This is a genomic window from Agarivorans sp. DSG3-1 (assembly GCF_046774965.1).
Classification (GTDB): domain Bacteria; phylum Pseudomonadota; class Gammaproteobacteria; order Enterobacterales; family Celerinatantimonadaceae; genus Agarivorans.
This window is the reverse complement of the sequence record NZ_CP177241.1, coordinates 1,932,413-1,952,108: the sequence shown is the minus strand read 5'-3', so window position 1 is coordinate 1,952,108 and position 19,696 is coordinate 1,932,413. Positions and strand designations below refer to the sequence as shown.

The following is a 19,696-nucleotide window of genomic DNA, read 5'->3' as shown; positions in this document are numbered from 1 at the left end:
AAATGTTAACTTTAATGTCCAAACGTCAGCATCAGCCGATTTCGATAGAACGTATATTTCACCAGAAACAGTTCACACAAATCGAGCAGCCTTTACAACAACGTGTGCAGCTACAGCAACTTGGCAGCGAAATTTTGGCGCGCTACAAACTACAGCAATGCCGTATCGTTAATATGCGTCAAGGAGTCGCTATTATCGAAGCACCCAGTTCAGCCTGGCTAACGCGTTTAAAACAGTTTCGTTTTGATTTACTCAGCGAGCTGCGCAAAGCCATACCAGGGGTTGTCAGTTTGGAACTAAAAATAAATCCCGAATTGAAAAGTATTAAACCAGAAGCTGAGGTAAAAAGCACTGGAAAACGCCAGCTAAGCGCCCAAGCAGCCAAACATATCACAGAATTGGCAAAACACGTACCCGATGAACTGAGGGAAAAGCTGGAAAAATTAGCGGCGCTGAGCGGAGAGAGTTAGCCAGCGCCGACCAAATTGGATTTTAGAAGCTGTATACCGGTTGTTGATATGCAGCTGGAGCTTCGGCCTTGTCTTCGAAAGTGACAATTTCCCAAGCATGTTGTTGCTCTAGCATTGCGCGAACTAAATTGTTGTTTAGCGCGTGACCTGATTTATGAGCGCGTAAATGACCAAGGATCGGTAGTCCCGCCATATACAAATCGCCCACTGCATCAAGAAGCTTGTGCTTAACAAATTCGTCATCATAACGAAGGCCATCTTCGTTAAGAATTCGATATTCATCTAACACTACCGCATTCTCTAAACTTCCACCTAGGGCTAAGTTTTTAGACTGCAAGTACTCAATGTCACGCATAAAACCAAAGGTTCTCGCACGGCTAATATCTTTAACAAAACTATCTGCAGAGAAGTTCATTGAAATCGCTTGATTGCGCCCTTCCATTGCTGGGTGGTCAAAATCAATTGAGAAGTCAATTTTAAAACCTTCATTACTTGGTAGTAATTCGGCCCACTTATCTTCATGCTCTACACGAATAGCTTGTTTAATCCGAATAAACTTTTTAGCTGAAGCTTGCTCTTCAATACCCGCCGATTGCAATAAGAATACAAACGGGCTTGAGCTGCCATCCATCACTGGAAGTTCAGGAGCATCAACATCAATAATTACATTATCCAAACCTAACGCTGCAATTGCGGCCATTAAGTGCTCTACCGTAGATATACGGTTGCCTGCATCGTCAATAAGACAAGTACATAACATGGTATCGCGCACTAACTCTGCTTTTGCAGGGATCGTTACAACTGGATCGAGATCGGTACGGTTAAACAGAATACCGGTATTCGCAGGTGCTGGACGTAAGACCATGGTGACCTTGTGCCCGGAATGCAAACCGATGCCTGTCGCTTGTACTGACTTTTCAAGAGTCCGTTGTTTAAGCATAAAAATTCCTCTGCTTTACGACCAATAAACTAGATGGTCGGACATCTTAACACAAGTTTGATATACATCACAAACTTTTGCCTAAAACTTCAGCAATCGCCAACAGATTAATCTGCTTGGCGACGCAAAAATGCTGGGATGTCTAAATAATCACCATCACCACCGGCACTGCGTGGTTCTGCATTTACCACAGCTGCTGGTTCTTCAACCATAGGAGCGGTATCAGCAGGCATAGTGCGGGCTACAGGCTCAGCATTTACTGCTTGCTGCGGCTTAACAATCGAGATATCTGGGCGACGTTCTGCGCCAATACCTGTTGCGACTACAGTAACACGCAACTCATCGCTCATTTCAGGGTCAATAACTGCACCTACTACTACTGTAGCGTTCTCTGAAGCAAAACCTTTCACAGCATTACCCACGGTTTCGAATTCTTCGATGCTCATATCAAAGCCAGCGGTAATATTCACCAATATACCGCGCGCGCCCGCTAAATCGACGTCTTCAAGCAATGGACTTGAAATAGCCAATTCGGCAGCTTCCTCTGCACGATCTTCACCAGCAGCAATACCAGTACCCATCATAGCAGTGCCCATTTCGCGCATCACCGTGCGAACATCGGCGAAATCCACGTTAATTAAACCAGGGCGCGTGATTAGCTCAGCAATACCTTGTACTGCACCAAGCAACACGTTGTTCGCGGCTTTAAAAGCATCTAACAAAGAAACACCACGACCAAGAACTTTTAGCAACTTATCGTTAGGAATGGTGATTAACGAATCCACGTTCTTGCTGAGTTGTTCAATACCTTGCTGGGCATAACTCGTACGCTTCTTGCCTTCAAAGCCAAAAGGTTTAGTTACAACCGCTACCGTAAGAATACCGAGTTCTTTGGCAACTTCAGCGACAACAGGTGCCGCACCAGTACCTGTACCACCGCCCATACCAGCAGCAATAAATACCATATCGGCACCTTGTAACTGACTCATTAACGCATCACGATCTTCCATCGCAGCTTCACGACCCACCTCTGGGTTGGCGCCAGCTCCTAATCCCTTGGTGATGGCCCCACCAATTTGTAGAGTATTGTCAGCACCAGAGTTACGCAGTGCTTGCGCGTCTGTATTGATGGTGATGAACTCCACCCCTTCAATAGACTGTGCAACCATATGCTCAACAGCGTTACCGCCACCGCCACCTACGCCTACAACTTTAATTACCGCTTCATCGGTATGGCTATCCATAATCTCAAACATAGTTCTCTCTCCGCTTGGTTTCTGCCAACTAGCAAAAACTAAAATTCACCTTTAAACCAACTGTGCAATCGCTTCGCGATATTGCCAACACTACTAATGTTCTTTACTTCAATTGGTTTTTCACTTTGGTTTTCCATTCCGTAATGCAACAAACCTACTGCAGTTGAGTAAGTGGGTGCTTGTACGTATTCTGTTAGGCCAGCTACGTTATTGGCAGAACCAACCCGCACCTGGCATTGTAAAATTTTCTCGGCGCATTCAACTACGCCCTCTATTTGCGAAGCGCCACCGGTTAACACAACCCCTGCACCTAGTTGTAACTTGGTTCCCTGCGCCTGCATATCTTCGGTTAGTTCGTCTAACTTAGATTTAATCATGCCAAACAACTCGCTGTAGCGAGGTTCAATAACCTCGGCTAAGGTTTGGCGCTGCAAGCTACGAGATGGTCGCCCGCCTACACTTGGCACTTCAATGGTATCGTCGCGACTTACCATGCTACCTAGCGCACAACCATAACGAACTTTAACCGCTTCAGCGTCATTTAACGGCGTACCAAATACCGTTGCTATATCACGGGTCACTGAGTTACCCGCAAACGGGACTACCGAGGTATGACGCAGCGCACCGCCAGTGTAAACCGCAATATCCATGGTGCCCGAGCCTATATCCACCACACACACACCTAGCTCTTTTTCATCGTCTGTGAGTACTGCATAACTCGACGCTAACGCTGAGAAAATAAGTTGGTCTACTTTAAGGTCACAGCGCTCTACACACTTAACAATATTTTTTACCATGTCGTTATGGCAAGCAATCAAGTGTACCTTCGCCTCCATACGCACACCGGATAAACCAATCGGGTTTTTTATGCCTTCTTGAAAGTCGATGGCAAACTCTTGAGGCAGTACATGCAGAATGCGATGCTCGTCAGGCAATTTTACTGACTTTGCAGTGTGAATAGCATTATCCACATCATCCTGGGTCACCTCTTCATCGCTAATGGGCACCATGCCTTTTTCGTTTAAACAGCGAATATGGCGACCAGAAACACCCAAGTAAACAGAGCTTATTTTGCAGTCAGCCATGAGTTCAGCTTCTTGCAATGCGCGTTGCACAGTTTTTACCACAGAGTCGAGGTCATTCACTCCGCCTTTGTCCATGCCTTTAGCCGGATGACTGCCCACACCAATAATGCTCATTTCATTACTAGGCAATACCTCACCAATTAATGCGGTGATTTTTGCACTACCAATGTCTAAGCCAACTATTAGTTTTCTATCCGTTACTTTGGTCATTTGCTGCCAAACCTTCCTGTTTCTTCCATCCCACTGCAAAACCAGTGTCATAGCGTAAATCTATGTATTCCACAGCGTCTTGTTTAAGCTGTGGGTAAACCGCAACAAAACGCTCGATGCGATTAAGTTTGTCTTCTTTTCCTAGCTTGAGCACCATGCCGCCAGCCAACTCTACTTGCCAAGCGTGTCGTTCGTTTAACGCCAAGCCAACAATAATCAATTGGTGACGCTGCAATACTCGCTGCAATTGCTCAAAAGTGGTTAATACCGCTCCAGCTTGTTCATCAGGCCCGCTTAAAGTGACTAGTTTATTCACCACCCGTTGTTGCGGTGCTTCAAATATTTGTCCTTGCTTATTGAGCAAAGCTGCATTGTTCCAACGAGCCACCACTTGCTGCTCTCGTAAGGCAATTGATAACTTATCTGGCCATTGCTTACGCACTGTAACTTGCTTTACCCAAGGCAATAGCTCTAATTGCTGCTTCACCTCAGACACATTTAAACTGAAAAAATTACCCGCTTCAGGTAACGCCGCTAAGCTTTCTTGTAATTCGTTGTCCAATACATAATCGCGTTTTCCCGATACCAGTAAACGGTTCATTGGGCTTAGCTGCTTATCGCTTACGCTGTTATAAACTGAGTACACCCCATAAGCTAAACTCAGCAGCACCAGAACAAAAAAGACAACACCAGACCAATAGGCGGTTTGTTGCTTTTGCTGGTCGCTTAGCGTCATCATTAATGCGCCAAGTCCAAAATACTAACCACTAACTGGTCAAAATTAATGCCTGTTTGCTTTGCCGCCATAGGCACTAAACTTTTCTCTGTCATACCTGGAGAAGTGTTCACCTCTAACAAGTACCAATTACCTTGTTGGTCAGCCATAAAGTCTACTCGTCCCCAACCCTCGCAATCTACCGACTTAAAGGCTTGCATGGCAATATTTGCCAGCTCTTGTTCTGCTTGCTCGTCTAAGCCACTTGGGCAGAAATACTCAGTAGAGTTACTTTGGTACTTAGCGTTGTAGTCATAAAATGTGTGAGGCGTTTGCATTCTTATAGAAGGCAATACCTTATCTCCCACAATCGATACCGTGTATTCTGCGCCCGTGATCCATTGTTCAACCAAAACCCGCGAATCAAACTCAAACGCATTGGTAATCGCTTCTTCTAGCTGCTCTACCGTTTCTGCTTTGGCCATGCCAATGCTTGAACCCTCTAGCGCTGGCTTAACCATTACTACACCAGATAAACGCTCTAAAATGCCGGCAGCATCTGCCGCTTGATAACCTTGTTTATCTACAATCGCGTAATCGGCGGTAGGCAAACCAATATTTTGCCAAATTTGCTTACAGCGAATTTTATCCATCGCTAGCGCTGATCCCAATACTCGGCTGCCAGTGTAAGGCAAACCCAAGTACTCCAAAGCTCCTTGCAACGTACCGTCTTCGCCACCACGACCATGTAAGGCAATAAACACATGGCTGTACTTGCGCTGCTTTAGAATATTTAGATCAAACCCTTTAGTGTCTATACCTTCAGCTTGAATCCCAGCTCTTAACAAACCAGCCAACACCGCATTGCCAGATTTTAGCGATACTTCTCGTTCAGCAGAGTCTCCGCCAAATAACACCGCTACACGATTCATACGTAAACTGGCCATTAACTGTTACTGCCTTTTAATTTATCGATACTCAGTTTTAACTCACCCAACTCGCGCGCTAATACACCAATGTTTCCCGCACCTTGGGTTAACACAACGTCACCATCTTCAATCACATCGGCGAGCAAGGCGTTTAACTCGCTAGGTTGTTTAACGTAAATCGGCTCTAAACCACGTTGGCGTAAGCTTCGACACAAGGCTCGACTATCGGCGCCAGCAATTACATCTTCACCCGCCGAGTAAACTTCAAGTAACAATAAGCTATCTACTTGGGCCAATACATCAACAAAATCTTCGTAAAGATCACGCGTTCGGCTGTAACGATGAGGCTGAAATGCCATCACCAAGCGGCGCTCTGGCCAGGCCGCACGTGCCGCTTTTACTGTGGCCAACACTTCAGTTGGGTGGTGGCCATAATCATCGACTAACAACGCGGAGCCATTTCCTGTAGCAAACTCGCCGTATTGCTGGAAACGACGGCCAATACCGGCAAAGCTATTTAACGCTTCAACAATCGCGCTATCTTCGATGCCATCTTCGGTAGCTACTGCAATCGCTGCTGCAGCATTTAAAGCGTTATGTTCGCCTGGCATGTTCAAGGCTATGCTTAACTGCTCGTGACCAGCCCGGTTTACCGTGAACGAACAACGGTCTCCCTGCTGAGCAAAGTTCTCAATCCGAACATCAGCGTTATCTGAAAACCCGTAAGTGATAATTTGACGACCGATTTGCGGCAACAAAGTTTGTACGCCTTCGTCATCGATACACATCACCGCTACACCGTAAAATGGTAGGTTGTGCAAAAAATCGATAAACGTGGCGTGCAACTGCGCTTCGTCTCCACCATAGGTTTCCATATGGTCTGGTTCAACATTGGTCACTACCGCGACCATGGGCTGAAGATGCAGAAAAGAAGCGTCACTTTCGTCAGCTTCTGCAATTAGGTAACGACTTTTGCCTAAGCGCGCATTAGTACCCGCACTGTTTAACAAACCGCCAATAACAAAGGTAGGGTCACGTTCTGCTTGACCATAAATACTGGCGATTAAACTGGTGGTTGTGGTTTTACCATGAGTACCGGCCACGGCAACACCATGACGGTAACGCATCAGTTCAGCCAACATTTCGGCGCGACGCACTACAGGAATACGCGCCGCTCGAGCTGCCTGTACTTCGGGGTTATCTTCACGAATAGCGGTAGAAACCACCACTACGTTAGCGCCCTGAATATTGCCTTCGTCGTGGTTGAAAAAAACTTCAGCTCCGACCGATTGCAAGCGCTCAGTCATCGCGCTAGCGGCTTGGTCAGAGCCAGAGATTTGATAGCCTTCATTAGCCAATACTTCTGCAATACCGCCCATACCGGCGCCACCAATCCCTACGAAGTGAATTCGCTTCACTTTTCGCATCTCTGGAATCATGGTTCTTAACTTGGCTAATTCAACTTTACTCATCTAACTACTCTTTGTTAACGCTTGGCACACTGCGGCTACTTTTTCAGTGGCATTCACAGAGGCCTGCTGTCGAGCATTACGTGCGCAAGCTAGGCGCAATGCTGGGTCAGCAAATTCATGTAATAACGCCGCAATATTTTGCGGCAAAAAATCGCTTTGTATTAATAAACGTGCGGCATTAGCTTTTACCAAAAATTGTGCATTCTTGGTTTGATGATCATCAACGGCATAAGGTAGAGGTACAAATAGTGCAGGAATACCCGCTGCGGCCACCTCTGACACCGTTAGCGCGCCAGCGCGACAGAGTATCACATCAGCCCACTGGTAAGCTGCAGCCATATCATCAATAAATTCAACTATTTTAGGTGCATCACTCAAATTTTCATCAAGTCCTTGGCACTGATAGGCATCAACCGCACTTGCCTGCTTATCTTTACCAGCTTGGTGCCAAATATTTAGGTCTAAACCACTGTGTTTAATACCCGCCGCAAGCTTTTCGTTAAACACTTGAGCACCTAAACTGCCACCGATAACCAAAAGATTATAATCAGTTCGGTCGGCCAGTTCTTTTTCTGGCAAAGTTATTACCGAGTGGCGAACCGGATTACCCACAACATCTGCATTTGGCAGCGCACCAGGAAAAGCCATTAGTGATTTTTTGGCAATTTTCGCCAACATTTTATTGGTTAAACCTGCTGCCGCATTTTGCTCATGCAATACCAAAGGTTTGCTCATTAGCCATGCAGCAATGCCACCTGGGCCACTAGCAAAACCGCCCATTCCCAACACTACGTCGGGCTGAAAGCGCTTAATCACTGCTCGCGCTTGCCTAACAGCATTAAGTAGCTTAAATGGTGCAGCAAGTTTGCGAAGTAAGCCGTTACCACGCACGCCTTTGATGCTAATAAAATCGATCGGATAACCATGTTTAGGCACCAGTTGAGCTTCCATTCGCTCAGCAGTACCTAACCAAGAAATTTCCCAACCTTGCTCTTTTAGGTAATCAGCCACCGCTAGCCCAGGGAACACATGCCCGCCAGTGCCACCAGCCATAACCAATAACTTTTTCTGAGTAGTATCAACCATGGGCATCCCTCGTATAGGCTTGGCATTTTGCCAAACGAAGTTCGTGGTCGATTCTTAATAAAATAGCTACCGCAATAGACATCGCTAATAAACTAGAGCCACCATAACTAATCAGAGGCAAGGTAAGACCTTTAGTGGGCACTAACCCAGAAGCCGCTCCCACATTCACCATGGTTTGGAAGCTAAACCAAATACCGATACCGCAGGCCAAATAGCCTGCAAACGCTTGTTCCGCCAATAACGCGCGTTTACCAATGACCATGGCGCGTGACACCAACAATATTTGCAATAACAACACCGCGCATACGCCAATAAAACCTAGCTCTTCGGCTAATACCGCAATAACAAAATCCGTATGTGCCTCGGGCAAATATTCTAACTTTTGAATAGAGTTACCTAAACCCTCACCCAGCCAGTCACCTCGGCCAAAAGCCATCAACGATTGGGTTAATTGATAACCACTTCCAAAGGGGTCTTGCCATGGGTCTAAAAACGAAGATACACGGCGCATTCGGTAGGGTTCAGCAATCACCAAGGTCACTACCGCAACAATGCCGGTGAACATCAAACCAAAGAATTGAACCAGTTTTGCACCTGCTAAAAACAACATGCCAACGGTGGTAACAAACATCACGATCACACTACCAAGATCAGGCTGAGCCAGCAGCAGTACTGCCAAGAAGAAAAACACCACAAGTGGCTTTAAGAAACCTTTTAAGTTTTCGCGCACTTGCTCATGGCGACGCACTAAATAGCCAGCCAAATAGGTAAACAACGCCAACTTAGCAAACTCTGCAGGCTGAATATTAATTGGCCCTAAGCCAATCCAGCGGCTACTGCCGTTAATGTTACGGCCAATAATCAATACTAAAACTAAGGCCACTCCAGCAAGCAACAACAACTTAGCGTTATGCGACTGCCACCAAGCAATAGGGATTTGCACTACCACTGCAACCGCAGCCAAACAAAGCACCAAATAAATGCCATGGCGTTTAGCAAAACGAAATGGGTCGTCATTTAAGGCAATGCCTTCTGGTATTGACGATGAAGCCACCATGACTAAGCCTGTCACCATTAGGCACAAAGCCAACCAAAGTAACTGGCGGTCAAATAACAGCGGCTCTTGAGCGTCTTTAGTCTCTGGATTCAATCTCAGCCAAAGGCTGCTAAACCAAGCTTGAGGTTTTGCCACTATATTCATAATGCCTCCACCAGTTCGCAGAAGTGCTGACCGCGCATTTCAAAGTTCTTATACATATCTAAACTGGCGCAGGCTGGCGACAACAACACAATATCACCAGCTTGAGCTTGCTCGGCACACCACGCAAAAGCTTCGTTGAGATCATTTTTTAATTGAATGCTATGTTCGAGTTCTTGGAAACGGTGCTTGTCTTTACCAAAGGCCACTATTCCAGCTAACTTTGCAAAAGCAGGCGCTAACTCAGCTAACTCACCACCTTTACTATCGCCACCAGCAATCAACCATAAATTAGCCTTCCCGGTGCTCAGGCCGTGAAGCGCTGCCAAGGTAGCGCCTACATTGGTAGCTTTTGAATCGTTAATCCACGCAATATCGTTTTTACGTGACACTAATTGGCAGCGATGGGCCAAGCCAGTGAACTGCTTAGCAGCCTCTACACAAGCGCCTAACTCTAGACCTACCGCCTCTGCCAATGTTAAAGCAGCCAAAATATTAGCGTAGTTATGGGTGCCTACCAAGGGCAGTTCATTGGTATGAACTAAAACCTCGTCACCCCGCATTAAGTGTTGCTTATCAACACTTAAGCAATAATCTGCAATTTGGTTCACCGAAAAGCTTAGCGTTGAATGAGAGCTGGTAATCGGCGTTGATTGCGCGTCATCCAAATTAACAACCGCCCATTCGGCACCTTTGTAAATTTTTTGTTTTGCCGCGATGTACTCCGCCAAACCTTGGTAGCGATCCATATGGTCTTCGCTAACATTTAACAAAGTCGCCGCTTTCGCAGTTAAGCTAGTGGTGGTTTCCAATTGAAAGCTAGATAACTCCAGCACATACAGCTCAACTTCATCGGCTAACAAGTCCAGAGCTGGCACTCCAATATTGCCACCAACAGCAACCTTCATCCCAGCCTGCTTAGCCATATCGCCCACTAAACTGGTTACGGTGCTTTTGCCGTTAGATCCGGTTATCGCCAAAATCGGTGCAGAAGCATAGCGGCAAAACAACTCTACATCACCAATCAGCTCAACACCCGCCTTGGCTAAAGCCTGTAGTTCGGGCGTAGCCAAAGCAATTCCAGGGCTAACAATAACAACATCGTAATCAAGTAGCTTAGCCTGTGGTAACTCACCACACACCACCTCTAAGTGCTCTGGAAGCTGAGCAAGACCAGGCGGCTGTTTGCGTGTATCACATACCAACGGCGATATAGAATGCTTGAGTAAAAAGCGCACGCTACTAAGGCCGCTGGCACCAAGGCCAACAACTGCGTAACGTTTATCTAGCTGCAATCTACTCACTGTATTCACTCGTTCCTAACTCTATCTAACTTTTAATGTTGCCAAGCCAATCAAAACTAAAATCAGCGATATAATCCAAAAGCGCACAATCACTCGCGGTTCAGGCCAGCCTTTAAGCTCGTAATGGTGATGAATGGGCGCCATACGAAAAATTCGCTGTCCGCGTAACTTGTAAGACCCCACTTGCAAAATCACCGACACAGTTTCCATGACAAAAACCCCGCCCATAATCACTAACAATAATTCTTGGCGAACCAACACGGCTACTGCACCTAGTGCAGCACCAATGGCTAATGAACCTACATCGCCCATAAATACCTGCGCAGGATAGGTATTGAACCAAAGAAATGCCAAGCCAGCGCCCACCATGGCCATACACACAATAACTAGCTCACTAGACTCAGGAATGTATGGAATGAACAAATAGCTAGAAAAGTTAACGTTACCGGTTAAATAAGCAATTAGCGCAAAGGCCGATGCCACCATTACGCTCGGCATAATGGCTAAGCCGTCTAAACCGTCGGTTAAATTTACCGCGTTGCTGCTACCTACAATTACCAAATAAGTAAGCGGAATAAACAGCCAACCCAATTGAGGCATTATGTCTTTAATAAACGGCAGCACCAGCTGAGTTTGCGCTGCGGAGTCAGCGCTCCAGAACAAATACACAGCAACAATAAGCGCAACCACCGATTGCCAAAAATACTTCCAGCGGGCAATTAATCCTGCAGGATCTTTACGTATAACTTTGCGGTAATCATCAACAAAACCAATGGCACCGTAACTACCAAAAACAAACAACATAACCCATACATAAGGGTTATCTAAACGTGCCCACAGTAAGGTAGATAAAAATACTGACGCAATGATCAATACACCGCCCATCGTCGGCGTGCCTGACTTGCTTAAATGCGACTCAGGACCGTCGTTACGGACTGTTTGGCCAATTTGTAGTAGTTGTAAACGACGAATCAGTTTTGGCCCCATCCACAAACCAAATACCAAAGCCGTTAACGCACTAACAATGGCGCGAAAAGTTAAGTAACCAAATAGCGAAAATCCACTAAAGTATTGCTGCAGATATTCCGCCAACCAAACTAACATTCCAAACCCTTCTTATAATATTGCTGTAACTGTTTAACGACATTTTCCATGTGGGTCGACCGCGACCCTTTCACCAGAACAAGCGAGGCTTTGCCGGCTTGCTTTTCTAAGCTTTTAATCAACTGCTTAACTAGCGTGACATGGCTGTCAAAACCTAGTGAGGACTGACCAATTTCAGCCAGCACCTCGTCAAAAGACGCGCCATAAGAATACAAGCTGATGTTGCTGTCAAGCGCTCTGCTCACTAAGTCTTTATGCACCTGTTTAGTTTGCTGCCCCATCTCTCCCATAGCACCAGCAATGAGGAAGCGCTTACCTTCAAAACTTGCCAGAATATCCACCGCAGCATTAAATGATGCTGGGTTTGCGTTGTAGCTATCGTCGATCAAATTGATAGACGCACTCAACGATTGAAGGTTCACCCTGCCGGGCACTTTCTCGAGCGAGGCCAAACCTCGTTGAATGTGCTGTAAATTAGCCCCCATAGCCATAGCCAAGGCCGCAGCAGCGACTGCGTTTTTAACATTATGCTCACCGGCTAAATTTATTTGAACATCAACCTGCCCTAGAGGAGTATGTAAGCTAAATCGACTGCCTGTTAAGCCAATCGAATTGATGTTGCTGGCAAAGAAATCGGCTAGCTTATTGTCCAAAGAAAAATGCTGCACGGTAGCTGGGCTTGCGGCTTTATCAAGATAAGCTTGATATTCAGAACCTAGCTCACAAATAGCGGTTTGCTCAGCCGTTAAGTCCAAAAACAATTCTGATTTTGCTTTTAGCACGCCATGTTGGTCGCCAAAGCCTTCGATGTGAGCGTCAGAAACGTTATTGATCAACGCCGCTTGAGGCTTAACTAAATTAACGGTGTAGGCGATTTCACCAATATGGTTTGCCCCCAATTCCAAAACACCCACTTCATGCTGAGGCTCTGCACGCAATAAAGACAGCGGAACACCGATGTCATTGTTAAAATTGCCTTGAGTGGCTAGCACTTGTTTTGACTGAGCCAAAATAGCGCCGCACATTTCTTTTACCGTTGTTTTACCGTTACTGCCGGTAATCGCACAGCATGCTAGGCCTAGTTTTTCACGTAAGTAACTGCCTACTTGCCCTAAAGCAATACGGCAATTTGCCACCACTAATTGAGGCACATTTAGCGCTAGCTTACGCTCTACAATTAAGGCAATAGCGCCTTGTTCAAGCGCTTTATCGGCAAATTCATGGGCATCAAATCGCTCTCCTACTAGGGCAATAAACAAACCCTTAGGCATGGCTTGGCGAGTATCTGTACTCACCTGTTCAATTGTTAAGTCTTCGCCATGTAGCTGGGCATTTAACGGAGCTTGTAACTCAGCAAGCGTTAATGGAATCATACTGATGCCCCCACTAACTGCTGCACTAACGCACGCTCATCATAATCTCGTACTTCTGCACCAATAATTTGATAGCTCTCATGGCCTTTACCGGCTACCAAAATAATGTCTTTCGCGCCACTTTGTTCAATCGCTTGAGCGATAGCAGCCGAGCGTTCATGAACGACCGTTACTTGCTCTTTATGCTGAAAGCCCAACAGAATGTCTTCTACGATTGCGTTAGCATCTTCAAATCGTGGGTTATCGTCGGTCACTATCACTTGATCCGCTTTTTGCTCTGCAATGGCCGCCATTAGTGGCCTCTTACCCTTGTCACGATCACCACCACAGCCAAAGATACAAATAAGCTTGCCATGACAATGCTGACGCAGTGCGCCTAGGGCTTTATCTAGCGCATCAGGTGTATGTGCATAATCCACTACCACAGAACACTGACCCGTAAACAATTCCATTCTTCCGGGCACTGCATTTAGCTTTGGTAGCGACTCAATAATATCGGCTAATTCAAGGCCAATATGCTGCAAACAAGCTATCGCCGCTAATAAGTTGTCGGCATTAAACCGCCCTAATAGCGGGCTTTGAAAATGCACTTTTTCATGGCTGGCATCTGGGCTGAGTAAATAGCCACTCGCCCCTAGTTCACTGAACTGTAAATCACCAATTTGCCACGCGGCTCGGCTATCTTCCAGAGACAAGGCTTGAGCGCTTGGGTAATGCTGTAATAACTGCTTACCAAAGCCATCATCGGCATTGATTAAGCGACACTCTAAACTTGGCCAATCAAACAGGGCTTGCTTGGCGCGACCATATTCCGCCATGCTGCCGTGATAATCTAAATGGTCACGGCTTAAATTTGTAAAAATAGCCACCTTAAAAGGGACACTCGCCACACGTTGTTGCACCAATCCGTGAGAAGAAATCTCCATCGCTACTAACTTGAATCCCTGTTGGTGCATCTCTGCTAGCTGGCGTTGAATTGTAATTGCATCAGCAGTGGTATTCTCGCTAGCGATCAACTGCCCGGGCTTACCATTACCTAAAGTACCGGTTACCGCTGCAGGTACTCCATTTAAGTTGGCTAAATTAGCAATTAAATGAGTAACGGTACTTTTGCCGTTTGTGCCAGTCACCCCAACCAGTGTTAGAGGGTTACCATCAGGGAAATAGGCCGACGAAGCCAATTGTGACAACTGACGATTTAAACGCCAAAATTGAATGCAAGGCACTTTATTTAGCCACGAGATATGGCCATGATCCTTTTCATCATCCGCGTCAACAATGACCGCTACAGCACCCGCACTAATGGCTGCTTCGATGTAATTTCTACCGTCTACTTGATGGCCTTTTACCGCCACGAAGATGTCACCAGAGGTAATCTCTCGGCTGTTAAGCGAGAGATGTTTAAAACTAATGTCGGGTGCAACCGAAATAGCAAATCGGGCTAACAGGGCAGATAAATCAGGTGTTGCCATTGCTGCCTCCATTTAGCTGTACAACTTTGCTGTTGTTGTCGTCAGGGGCTACATTTAAATACTGCAATCCACCCTGCATCACTTTTGAAAACACCGGTGCAGCAACATCGCCACCATAATAACGATCATTTTTCGGCTCATTAACAAATACAGCAATGGCCAGCTTGGGGTTACTTACGGGGGCTACGCCAGCAAAAATAGCAACGTAGTCATCACCATAGCCGCCACGCACCGCTTTACGGCTTGTGCCAGTTTTACCCGCAACACGATAACCGGGTACGGCAGCTTTTTGCCCAGTACCGCCATCTTGAATCACCGACTCCATCATCTCTAAAACGGCTTGAGCCTTGTTTTGCTCAAACACCCGCTCTCCGGTAGCCGCTTGTTGTAACTTAATAATTGACGTTGGGCGGAATACGCCGCCAGAGCCCATGGTTGCATAGGCTTGTGCTAACTGTAACGGCGTGACCATCAAGCCATAACCAAAGGATAAAGTAGCTAACTCGAAATCTGACCAGCGGCGACGCTGCGGCATTTGACCGCCAGACTCACCCACTAAACCTAGGCCTGAGTCGTTACCAAATCCCACGTCATAGAAAGTATCTAACATACCTTCTACGCCCACTTTAAGAGCTAATTGACTCGTGGCAACGTTGCTGGATTTTTGAATAACCTTGGTGAGGCTGATTTCTCCGTAGTTCCGTGAGTCTCGTACACGTCTACCGCCAATCTGCATCCAACCTGGGTTCGTATTGATCATGCTGGTCGCGCCAATGTGGTCACGCTCTAAAGCCGCAATAACCGATAACGGTTTTACTGTTGAACCAGGCTCGTAACTATCGGTAATCGCGCGATTGCGATAGCGATAACTTTGGAATTCGTTACGGTTATTAGGATTGAACGACGGGCTGTTAGCCATCGCTAGCACTTCGCCAGTATCAATGTCTAACACCACCACACTGCCCGACGTAGCTTGAGTATCTGCTACTGCTTTCTTGAGCTCGCGATAGGCAATGGCTTGAATTCGTTGATCGATACTTAAGGCGATGTTTTGAGCTTGTTTCGCTTGATGAATGACCGCTAAATCTTCAACCACTCGGCCAAGGCGATCTTTACGTACTTTACGCTTGCCCGGCTCACCCGTTAACCAGTCATCGTAGCTACGTTCAATGCCTTCTAAGCCATTATCGTCAATGTTGGTAAAGCCAACAAGGTGAGCACTCACTTCACCGGTAGGGTAAAAACGACGTGATTCAGGCTTTAAGTAGACACCTTTAATTTTGAGTTTTTCTACGTACCCTGCCACTGCTGCACTGACTTGGCGTTGCAGATATACAAAGCGACGTTTTGGGTTACTAACCCGTTGCTGCAGGCTATCTACATCGGTATCAAGTACTTTGGCAAGAGCAACCCAGGCTTCTTTGTTTTCAAAACTATGTTGATCAGCAACATGCTTAGGGTCGGCCCACACCGCACGCACCGGTACACTAACAGCCAGTTCGTTGCCTAAACGGTCGGTAATTACGCCACGTTCAGCGTAACCCGTCTTGGTTCGAATAGAACGTAAATCGCCTTGCTCAATTAACATATCAGGCGCAATTACTTGGATATAGGCAGCGCGACTAACCAGAGCGGTAAACACCAGGCAAACTACTGCCATCACTAGCACAAAGCGCCAATGAATAAACAGTCCATGTTTGTTTGCTTTACTGTTCATTACTGCCTTATTACCACTTGATCTTTAATTTTAGGTCGATGCATATCCAAGCGTTTCTTGGCGATGCTCTCAATGCGGCTGTGTTCAGCCAAGGCATTCTGTTCAATTAATAGGTGTCGCCACTCTACATTTAACTCGTCACGGCTCATCATCAACAACTCACGTTGCTCCACAAACATACGAGTATGGTGAGTGGCCCATACCACGCAAAAAGCCGATACTACGGCGGCAATTAACAACAAAAATTGCTGTTTGTTACGCCACAGGTCTTTTAACATTGCCCGTAACAAATTGGGCTGGCGATTAAGCTCGCTCATTACAATCGTCTAGCTACTCGCAATACTGAACTGCGCGAACGCGGGTTAACTTCTATTTCGGCGGCACTAGGCTTGATAGCACGACTCACCGCTTTTAAGTAACGGCCACTAGCCAGTTGCTCTTCGGTTAATGGCAAACCTCTTGGATATTGCTCACCCTTTTCTTGCTTGCGAATAAAGCGTTTTACCATTCTGTCTTCTAAAGAATGGAAGCTAATTACCGCTAATCGCCCATCGGTAGCAAGGCTATTCATTGCGCCCAATAAAGCTGTGTCAATTTCATCCAACTCACTATTTATATAGATGCGTATAGCCTGAAAGCTACGGGTAGCAGGATGTTTAAATTTGTCTTTAACTGGGCAGGCTTCATCAATAATCTTGGCTAACTGCAAGGTACCGGTGAGCTCGGTTTCCGCTCTAGCATTCACAATGCCGTGAGCAATACGTTTACCAAACTTTTCTTCGCCAAAGGTTTTTATAACCCAAGCAATGTCTTCTTCGGCCGCGTGAGTTAACCACTGCGCAGCCGTTTGGCCTTGCGAAGTATCCATGCGCATATCTAATGGGCCATCACGTAAAAAGCTAAAGCCACGCTCTGCATCATCTAACTGCGGTGAAGACACACCAAGATCGAGTAATACGCCGTCTATTTTTTTGGCTAAACCTAGCTCAGTAATGTATTTTTCTATCCCCGAGAATGGCCCATGAACAATTTGAAAGCGCGGGTCGTTAGCAAATTGCTTGGCCGCTTCAATAGCGCGAGGATCACGGTCGATAGCAATGAGTCTGCCGTTTGGGCCTAAGTGCTGCAAAATAGCGCGACTATGTCCACCTCTACCAAAGGTGCCATCTACATAAATACCATCTTCTTTAATGGCTAAACCGTCGATACATTCCTGCAGCAGTACCGAGGTATGGGCAAATTCAGTACTCATGCTAAAGTGAAAAATCCTTTAGGTTATCGGTTAACATATCAACGTCCTCTTCTAGGGCAATATCTGCAGCAATTTGTTGCTGCCACTGCTCGTCTGACCATAACTCAAACTTATTGAGTTGCCCGACTAGCATAATTTTTTTCTCCAAGCTGGCATGTTGGCGCAGTGGAGGCGGAATGAGCAAGCGGCCGTTTTTATCCATTTCACAATCATCGGCATAGCCCAATAGCAAACGCTGCAAGCGGCGCTCGGCAGGATTCATGCTAGAAAGGCGTTTAAGTTTGCGCTCTATTTCTTCCCATTCGGCTAATGGATAAAGCAATAAACAACGATGATTAATGTCGATGGTGCACACCATTTGCCCGTGGCACTCGTCCATCAACCACTCGCGATAACGGGTCGGCATAGTAAGCCGTCCTTTCGCGTCTAGATTGATTGAGCTGGCACCACGTAACATCAGTGTTAATTCCCCATTTATCCCTAACTAAATTCAGTTGTTGGTCAAATAGATCCACTTAGATCCACTTTATCCCACAATTCACTAAGTTTAAGGACGAGTCTCCCCCTTTGCAAGCGACCTTGAGCAAGAAAATGAACAAATTTCCACCAGCTTTAAATAAGAAAAGGCTAAAGACTTGATATACAAAGCAGCAAGGCAGATTTGCTGTAAAAAATAATTCAAATTAAATGTCGTTTTTTTGTTTAAAGACAAACAGTGAAGGCTGAGTTAGCAGAGATTCGCTCGCAGTTTTTGATAATAAAAACAGAAAAGCCCTGTTGGCATAGCAACAGGGCTTTAAAATTAGAGGGAGTTGGCCGATAAGCCGGGTTTTGTCGTGAACAACCATTCGTCTAGGCCGTTAATTGCTTAACGGCTCAAGCAGCCTACCCGCCCCCAACGCGGGTCGCGCCTTAAGGGGGCCTATTTGGCCTTGCTCCGGGTGGAGTTTACCTCGCCGCAATCTGTTACCAGATGCGCGGTGCGCTCTTACCGCACCCTTTCAGCCTTACCTGTACTCACGAATGAGCCATCGGCGGTCTTCTCTCTGCTGCACTTGTCGTGGGCTCGCGCCCCCCAGGCGTTACCTGGCACCCTACCCTATAGAGCCCGGACTTTCCTCCCCTTCGCCCGTCTGCCACTCTCGAAAGAGCACACAACGACGAAGCAGCGGTTGTCTAGCCAACTCCGGTGGCGGACTATAGCAAACTATAGGCAGCAAGAATAGCGCTTATTCTGCTTGTTTTAAGCCATATTCATAGAGCGCATTTTTCTTCAATCCGTAGATTTTAGCGGTAAGCGCAGCCGCTTTTTTTAAAGGCAGTTCGGTTTGCAATAATTTAAGCGTATCTAAGGCATCTACCGGTAATTGCTCATTGTTTTTTTGGTGCCCCGACACCACCAACACTATTTCACCTTTCTGTTGATTGGCATCCGCCTTTACCCACGCTAATAGCTCGGCGGCCGGTAACGACTTTATCGTTTCAAAGGTTTTAGTGATTTCGCGCGCCATCACAACCTGACGCTCATCCCCTAAACACAAAACTATATCCGCCAAGCTATCAACGATACGGTGAGGTGACTCGTAATACACAACCGTACGCGTTTCTTGGCGTAACTCGTTAAGTCGCTCTTGGCGCGCTTTAGTTTTAGCAGGTAGAAAGCCTTCATATAGAAAGCGGTCAGTAGGCAAACCCGCTACCGATAAGGCCGCTATCGCCGCACATGCGCCCGGTAATGGCACCACAGGGTAACCTTTCGCTCGAAAAGCATTGACCAAATGATAACCTGGGTCATTAATCAGTGGCGTGCCAGCGTCAGACACTAGAGCAATGTCTTTACCCTCCAACAAGTTTTGCTCTAACCAAGCAATTTTTTGCTGTTCATTATGGTCGTGTACAGCAACACAACGAGTACCAATTTCGTAGTGGGACAATAAACGACCGGTATTGCGAGTGTCCTCTGCGGCAATCATCGATACGTTTTTTAGCACCTCGATAGCACGTAATGTAATATCAGCCAAATTGCCGATGGGAGTTGCCACAATATATAAGGTGCCGATAGCTGACATAAACTAACCTCTGGTAAAAACGGCCTCTACTTTAATCAAAAGCG

General features: G+C 46.4%; 18 protein-coding genes and 1 other RNA gene. 1 reads left to right on the top strand and 18 read right to left on the bottom strand.

The features are described from left to right. The first annotated feature begins 14 nt into the window (after positions 1–14). Positions 15–470 carry a DUF721 domain-containing protein gene (locus ACLD71_RS09250; RefSeq protein WP_137673687.1) on the top strand — a complete coding sequence of 152 codons (456 nt, stop codon included), beginning with the start codon at positions 15–17 and terminating at the stop codon, positions 468–470. A gap of 22 nt (positions 471–492) precedes the next feature. Here the strand turns inward: ACLD71_RS09250 and lpxC are convergent, their stop codons facing one another. From lpxC to rsmI, 18 genes are all read right to left on the bottom strand, one after another. Beyond that, on the bottom strand, positions 493–1,410 hold the full coding sequence (gene lpxC, locus ACLD71_RS09245; protein WP_137673686.1) for a UDP-3-O-acyl-N-acetylglucosamine deacetylase: 918 nt from the start codon (positions 1,408–1,410) through the stop codon (positions 493–495). 107 nt (positions 1,411–1,517) lie between these two features. Continuing rightward, on the bottom strand, positions 1,518–2,666 hold the full coding sequence (gene ftsZ / locus ACLD71_RS09240; RefSeq protein ID WP_411994329.1) for a cell division protein FtsZ: 1,149 nt from the start codon (positions 2,664–2,666) through the stop codon (positions 1,518–1,520). A 38-nt stretch (positions 2,667–2,704) separates the two neighbouring features. Further along, a complete protein-coding gene (ftsA, locus tag ACLD71_RS09235) occupies positions 2,705–3,961 on the bottom strand; it encodes a cell division protein FtsA (RefSeq protein WP_137673684.1) in 1,257 nt (418 codons plus the stop codon). After that, positions 3,942–4,700: a cell division protein FtsQ/DivIB gene (locus ACLD71_RS09230; RefSeq protein ID WP_411994326.1), complete on the bottom strand. Its 759-nt coding sequence runs from the start codon at positions 4,698–4,700 to the stop codon at positions 3,942–3,944. The genes ftsA and ACLD71_RS09230 overlap by 20 nt, the downstream gene beginning before the upstream one ends. After that, positions 4,700–5,623, bottom strand: a complete 924-nt coding sequence (locus tag ACLD71_RS09225; RefSeq protein WP_303553449.1) for a D-alanine--D-alanine ligase — start codon at positions 5,621–5,623, stop codon at positions 4,700–4,702. The genes ACLD71_RS09230 and ACLD71_RS09225 overlap by 1 nt, the downstream gene beginning before the upstream one ends. Continuing rightward, complete coding sequence (murC, locus tag ACLD71_RS09220; RefSeq protein WP_411994324.1) at positions 5,623–7,077, bottom strand: UDP-N-acetylmuramate--L-alanine ligase; 1,455 nt, start codon at positions 7,075–7,077, stop codon at positions 5,623–5,625. The genes ACLD71_RS09225 and murC overlap by 1 nt, the downstream gene beginning before the upstream one ends. Then, the gene (murG, locus tag ACLD71_RS09215) at positions 7,078–8,163 is read right to left on the bottom strand and encodes an undecaprenyldiphospho-muramoylpentapeptide beta-N-acetylglucosaminyltransferase (RefSeq protein WP_411994323.1); all 1,086 of its coding nucleotides are present in this window, start codon (positions 8,161–8,163) and stop codon (positions 7,078–7,080) included. Beyond that, positions 8,156–9,364: a cell division protein FtsW gene (ftsW, locus tag ACLD71_RS09210; RefSeq protein WP_411994321.1), complete on the bottom strand. Its 1,209-nt coding sequence runs from the start codon at positions 9,362–9,364 to the stop codon at positions 8,156–8,158. Before ftsW ends, murG begins: the two co-directional genes overlap by 8 nt. Continuing rightward, positions 9,361–10,665, bottom strand: coding sequence for a UDP-N-acetylmuramoyl-L-alanine--D-glutamate ligase (gene murD, locus ACLD71_RS09205; RefSeq protein ID WP_411994319.1), 1,305 nt, complete (start codon positions 10,663–10,665; stop codon positions 9,361–9,363). The genes ftsW and murD overlap by 4 nt, the downstream gene beginning before the upstream one ends. 21 nt (positions 10,666–10,686) lie before the next feature. Then, a complete protein-coding gene (gene mraY / locus ACLD71_RS09200) occupies positions 10,687–11,769 on the bottom strand; it encodes a phospho-N-acetylmuramoyl-pentapeptide-transferase (RefSeq protein ID WP_137673678.1) in 1,083 nt (360 codons plus the stop codon). After that, the gene (locus ACLD71_RS09195) at positions 11,763–13,142 is read right to left on the bottom strand and encodes a UDP-N-acetylmuramoyl-tripeptide--D-alanyl-D-alanine ligase (protein ID WP_411994317.1); all 1,380 of its coding nucleotides are present in this window, start codon (positions 13,140–13,142) and stop codon (positions 11,763–11,765) included. Before ACLD71_RS09195 ends, mraY begins: the two co-directional genes overlap by 7 nt. Continuing rightward, positions 13,139–14,614, bottom strand: a complete 1,476-nt coding sequence (gene murE, locus ACLD71_RS09190) for a UDP-N-acetylmuramoyl-L-alanyl-D-glutamate--2,6-diaminopimelate ligase (RefSeq protein ID WP_411994315.1) — start codon at positions 14,612–14,614, stop codon at positions 13,139–13,141. Before murE ends, ACLD71_RS09195 begins: the two co-directional genes overlap by 4 nt. Further along, positions 14,601–16,331, bottom strand: a complete 1,731-nt coding sequence (locus ACLD71_RS09185) for a penicillin-binding transpeptidase domain-containing protein (protein ID WP_137673675.1) — start codon at positions 16,329–16,331, stop codon at positions 14,601–14,603. Before ACLD71_RS09185 ends, murE begins: the two co-directional genes overlap by 14 nt. Continuing rightward, positions 16,331–16,648 carry a cell division protein FtsL gene (ftsL, locus tag ACLD71_RS09180; protein WP_137673674.1) on the bottom strand — a complete coding sequence of 106 codons (318 nt, stop codon included), beginning with the start codon at positions 16,646–16,648 and terminating at the stop codon, positions 16,331–16,333. Before ftsL ends, ACLD71_RS09185 begins: the two co-directional genes overlap by 1 nt. Beyond that, entirely contained in the window at positions 16,648–17,583 is a 936-nt protein-coding gene (rsmH, locus tag ACLD71_RS09175) for a 16S rRNA (cytosine(1402)-N(4))-methyltransferase RsmH (RefSeq protein ID WP_137673673.1), read from the bottom strand. Before rsmH ends, ftsL begins: the two co-directional genes overlap by 1 nt. Before the next feature lies 1 nt (position 17,584). Continuing rightward, positions 17,585–18,040 carry a division/cell wall cluster transcriptional repressor MraZ gene (gene mraZ / locus ACLD71_RS09170; protein WP_137673672.1) on the bottom strand — a complete coding sequence of 152 codons (456 nt, stop codon included), beginning with the start codon at positions 18,038–18,040 and terminating at the stop codon, positions 17,585–17,587. 347 nt (positions 18,041–18,387) lie between these two features. Beyond that, an RNA gene (rnpB, locus tag ACLD71_RS09165) (RNase P RNA component class A) lies at positions 18,388–18,771 on the bottom strand. A gap of 41 nt (positions 18,772–18,812) precedes the next feature. Next, complete coding sequence (gene rsmI / locus ACLD71_RS09160) at positions 18,813–19,652, bottom strand: 16S rRNA (cytidine(1402)-2'-O)-methyltransferase (RefSeq protein ID WP_137673671.1); 840 nt, start codon at positions 19,650–19,652, stop codon at positions 18,813–18,815. Positions 19,653–19,696: the final 44 nt, after the last annotated feature.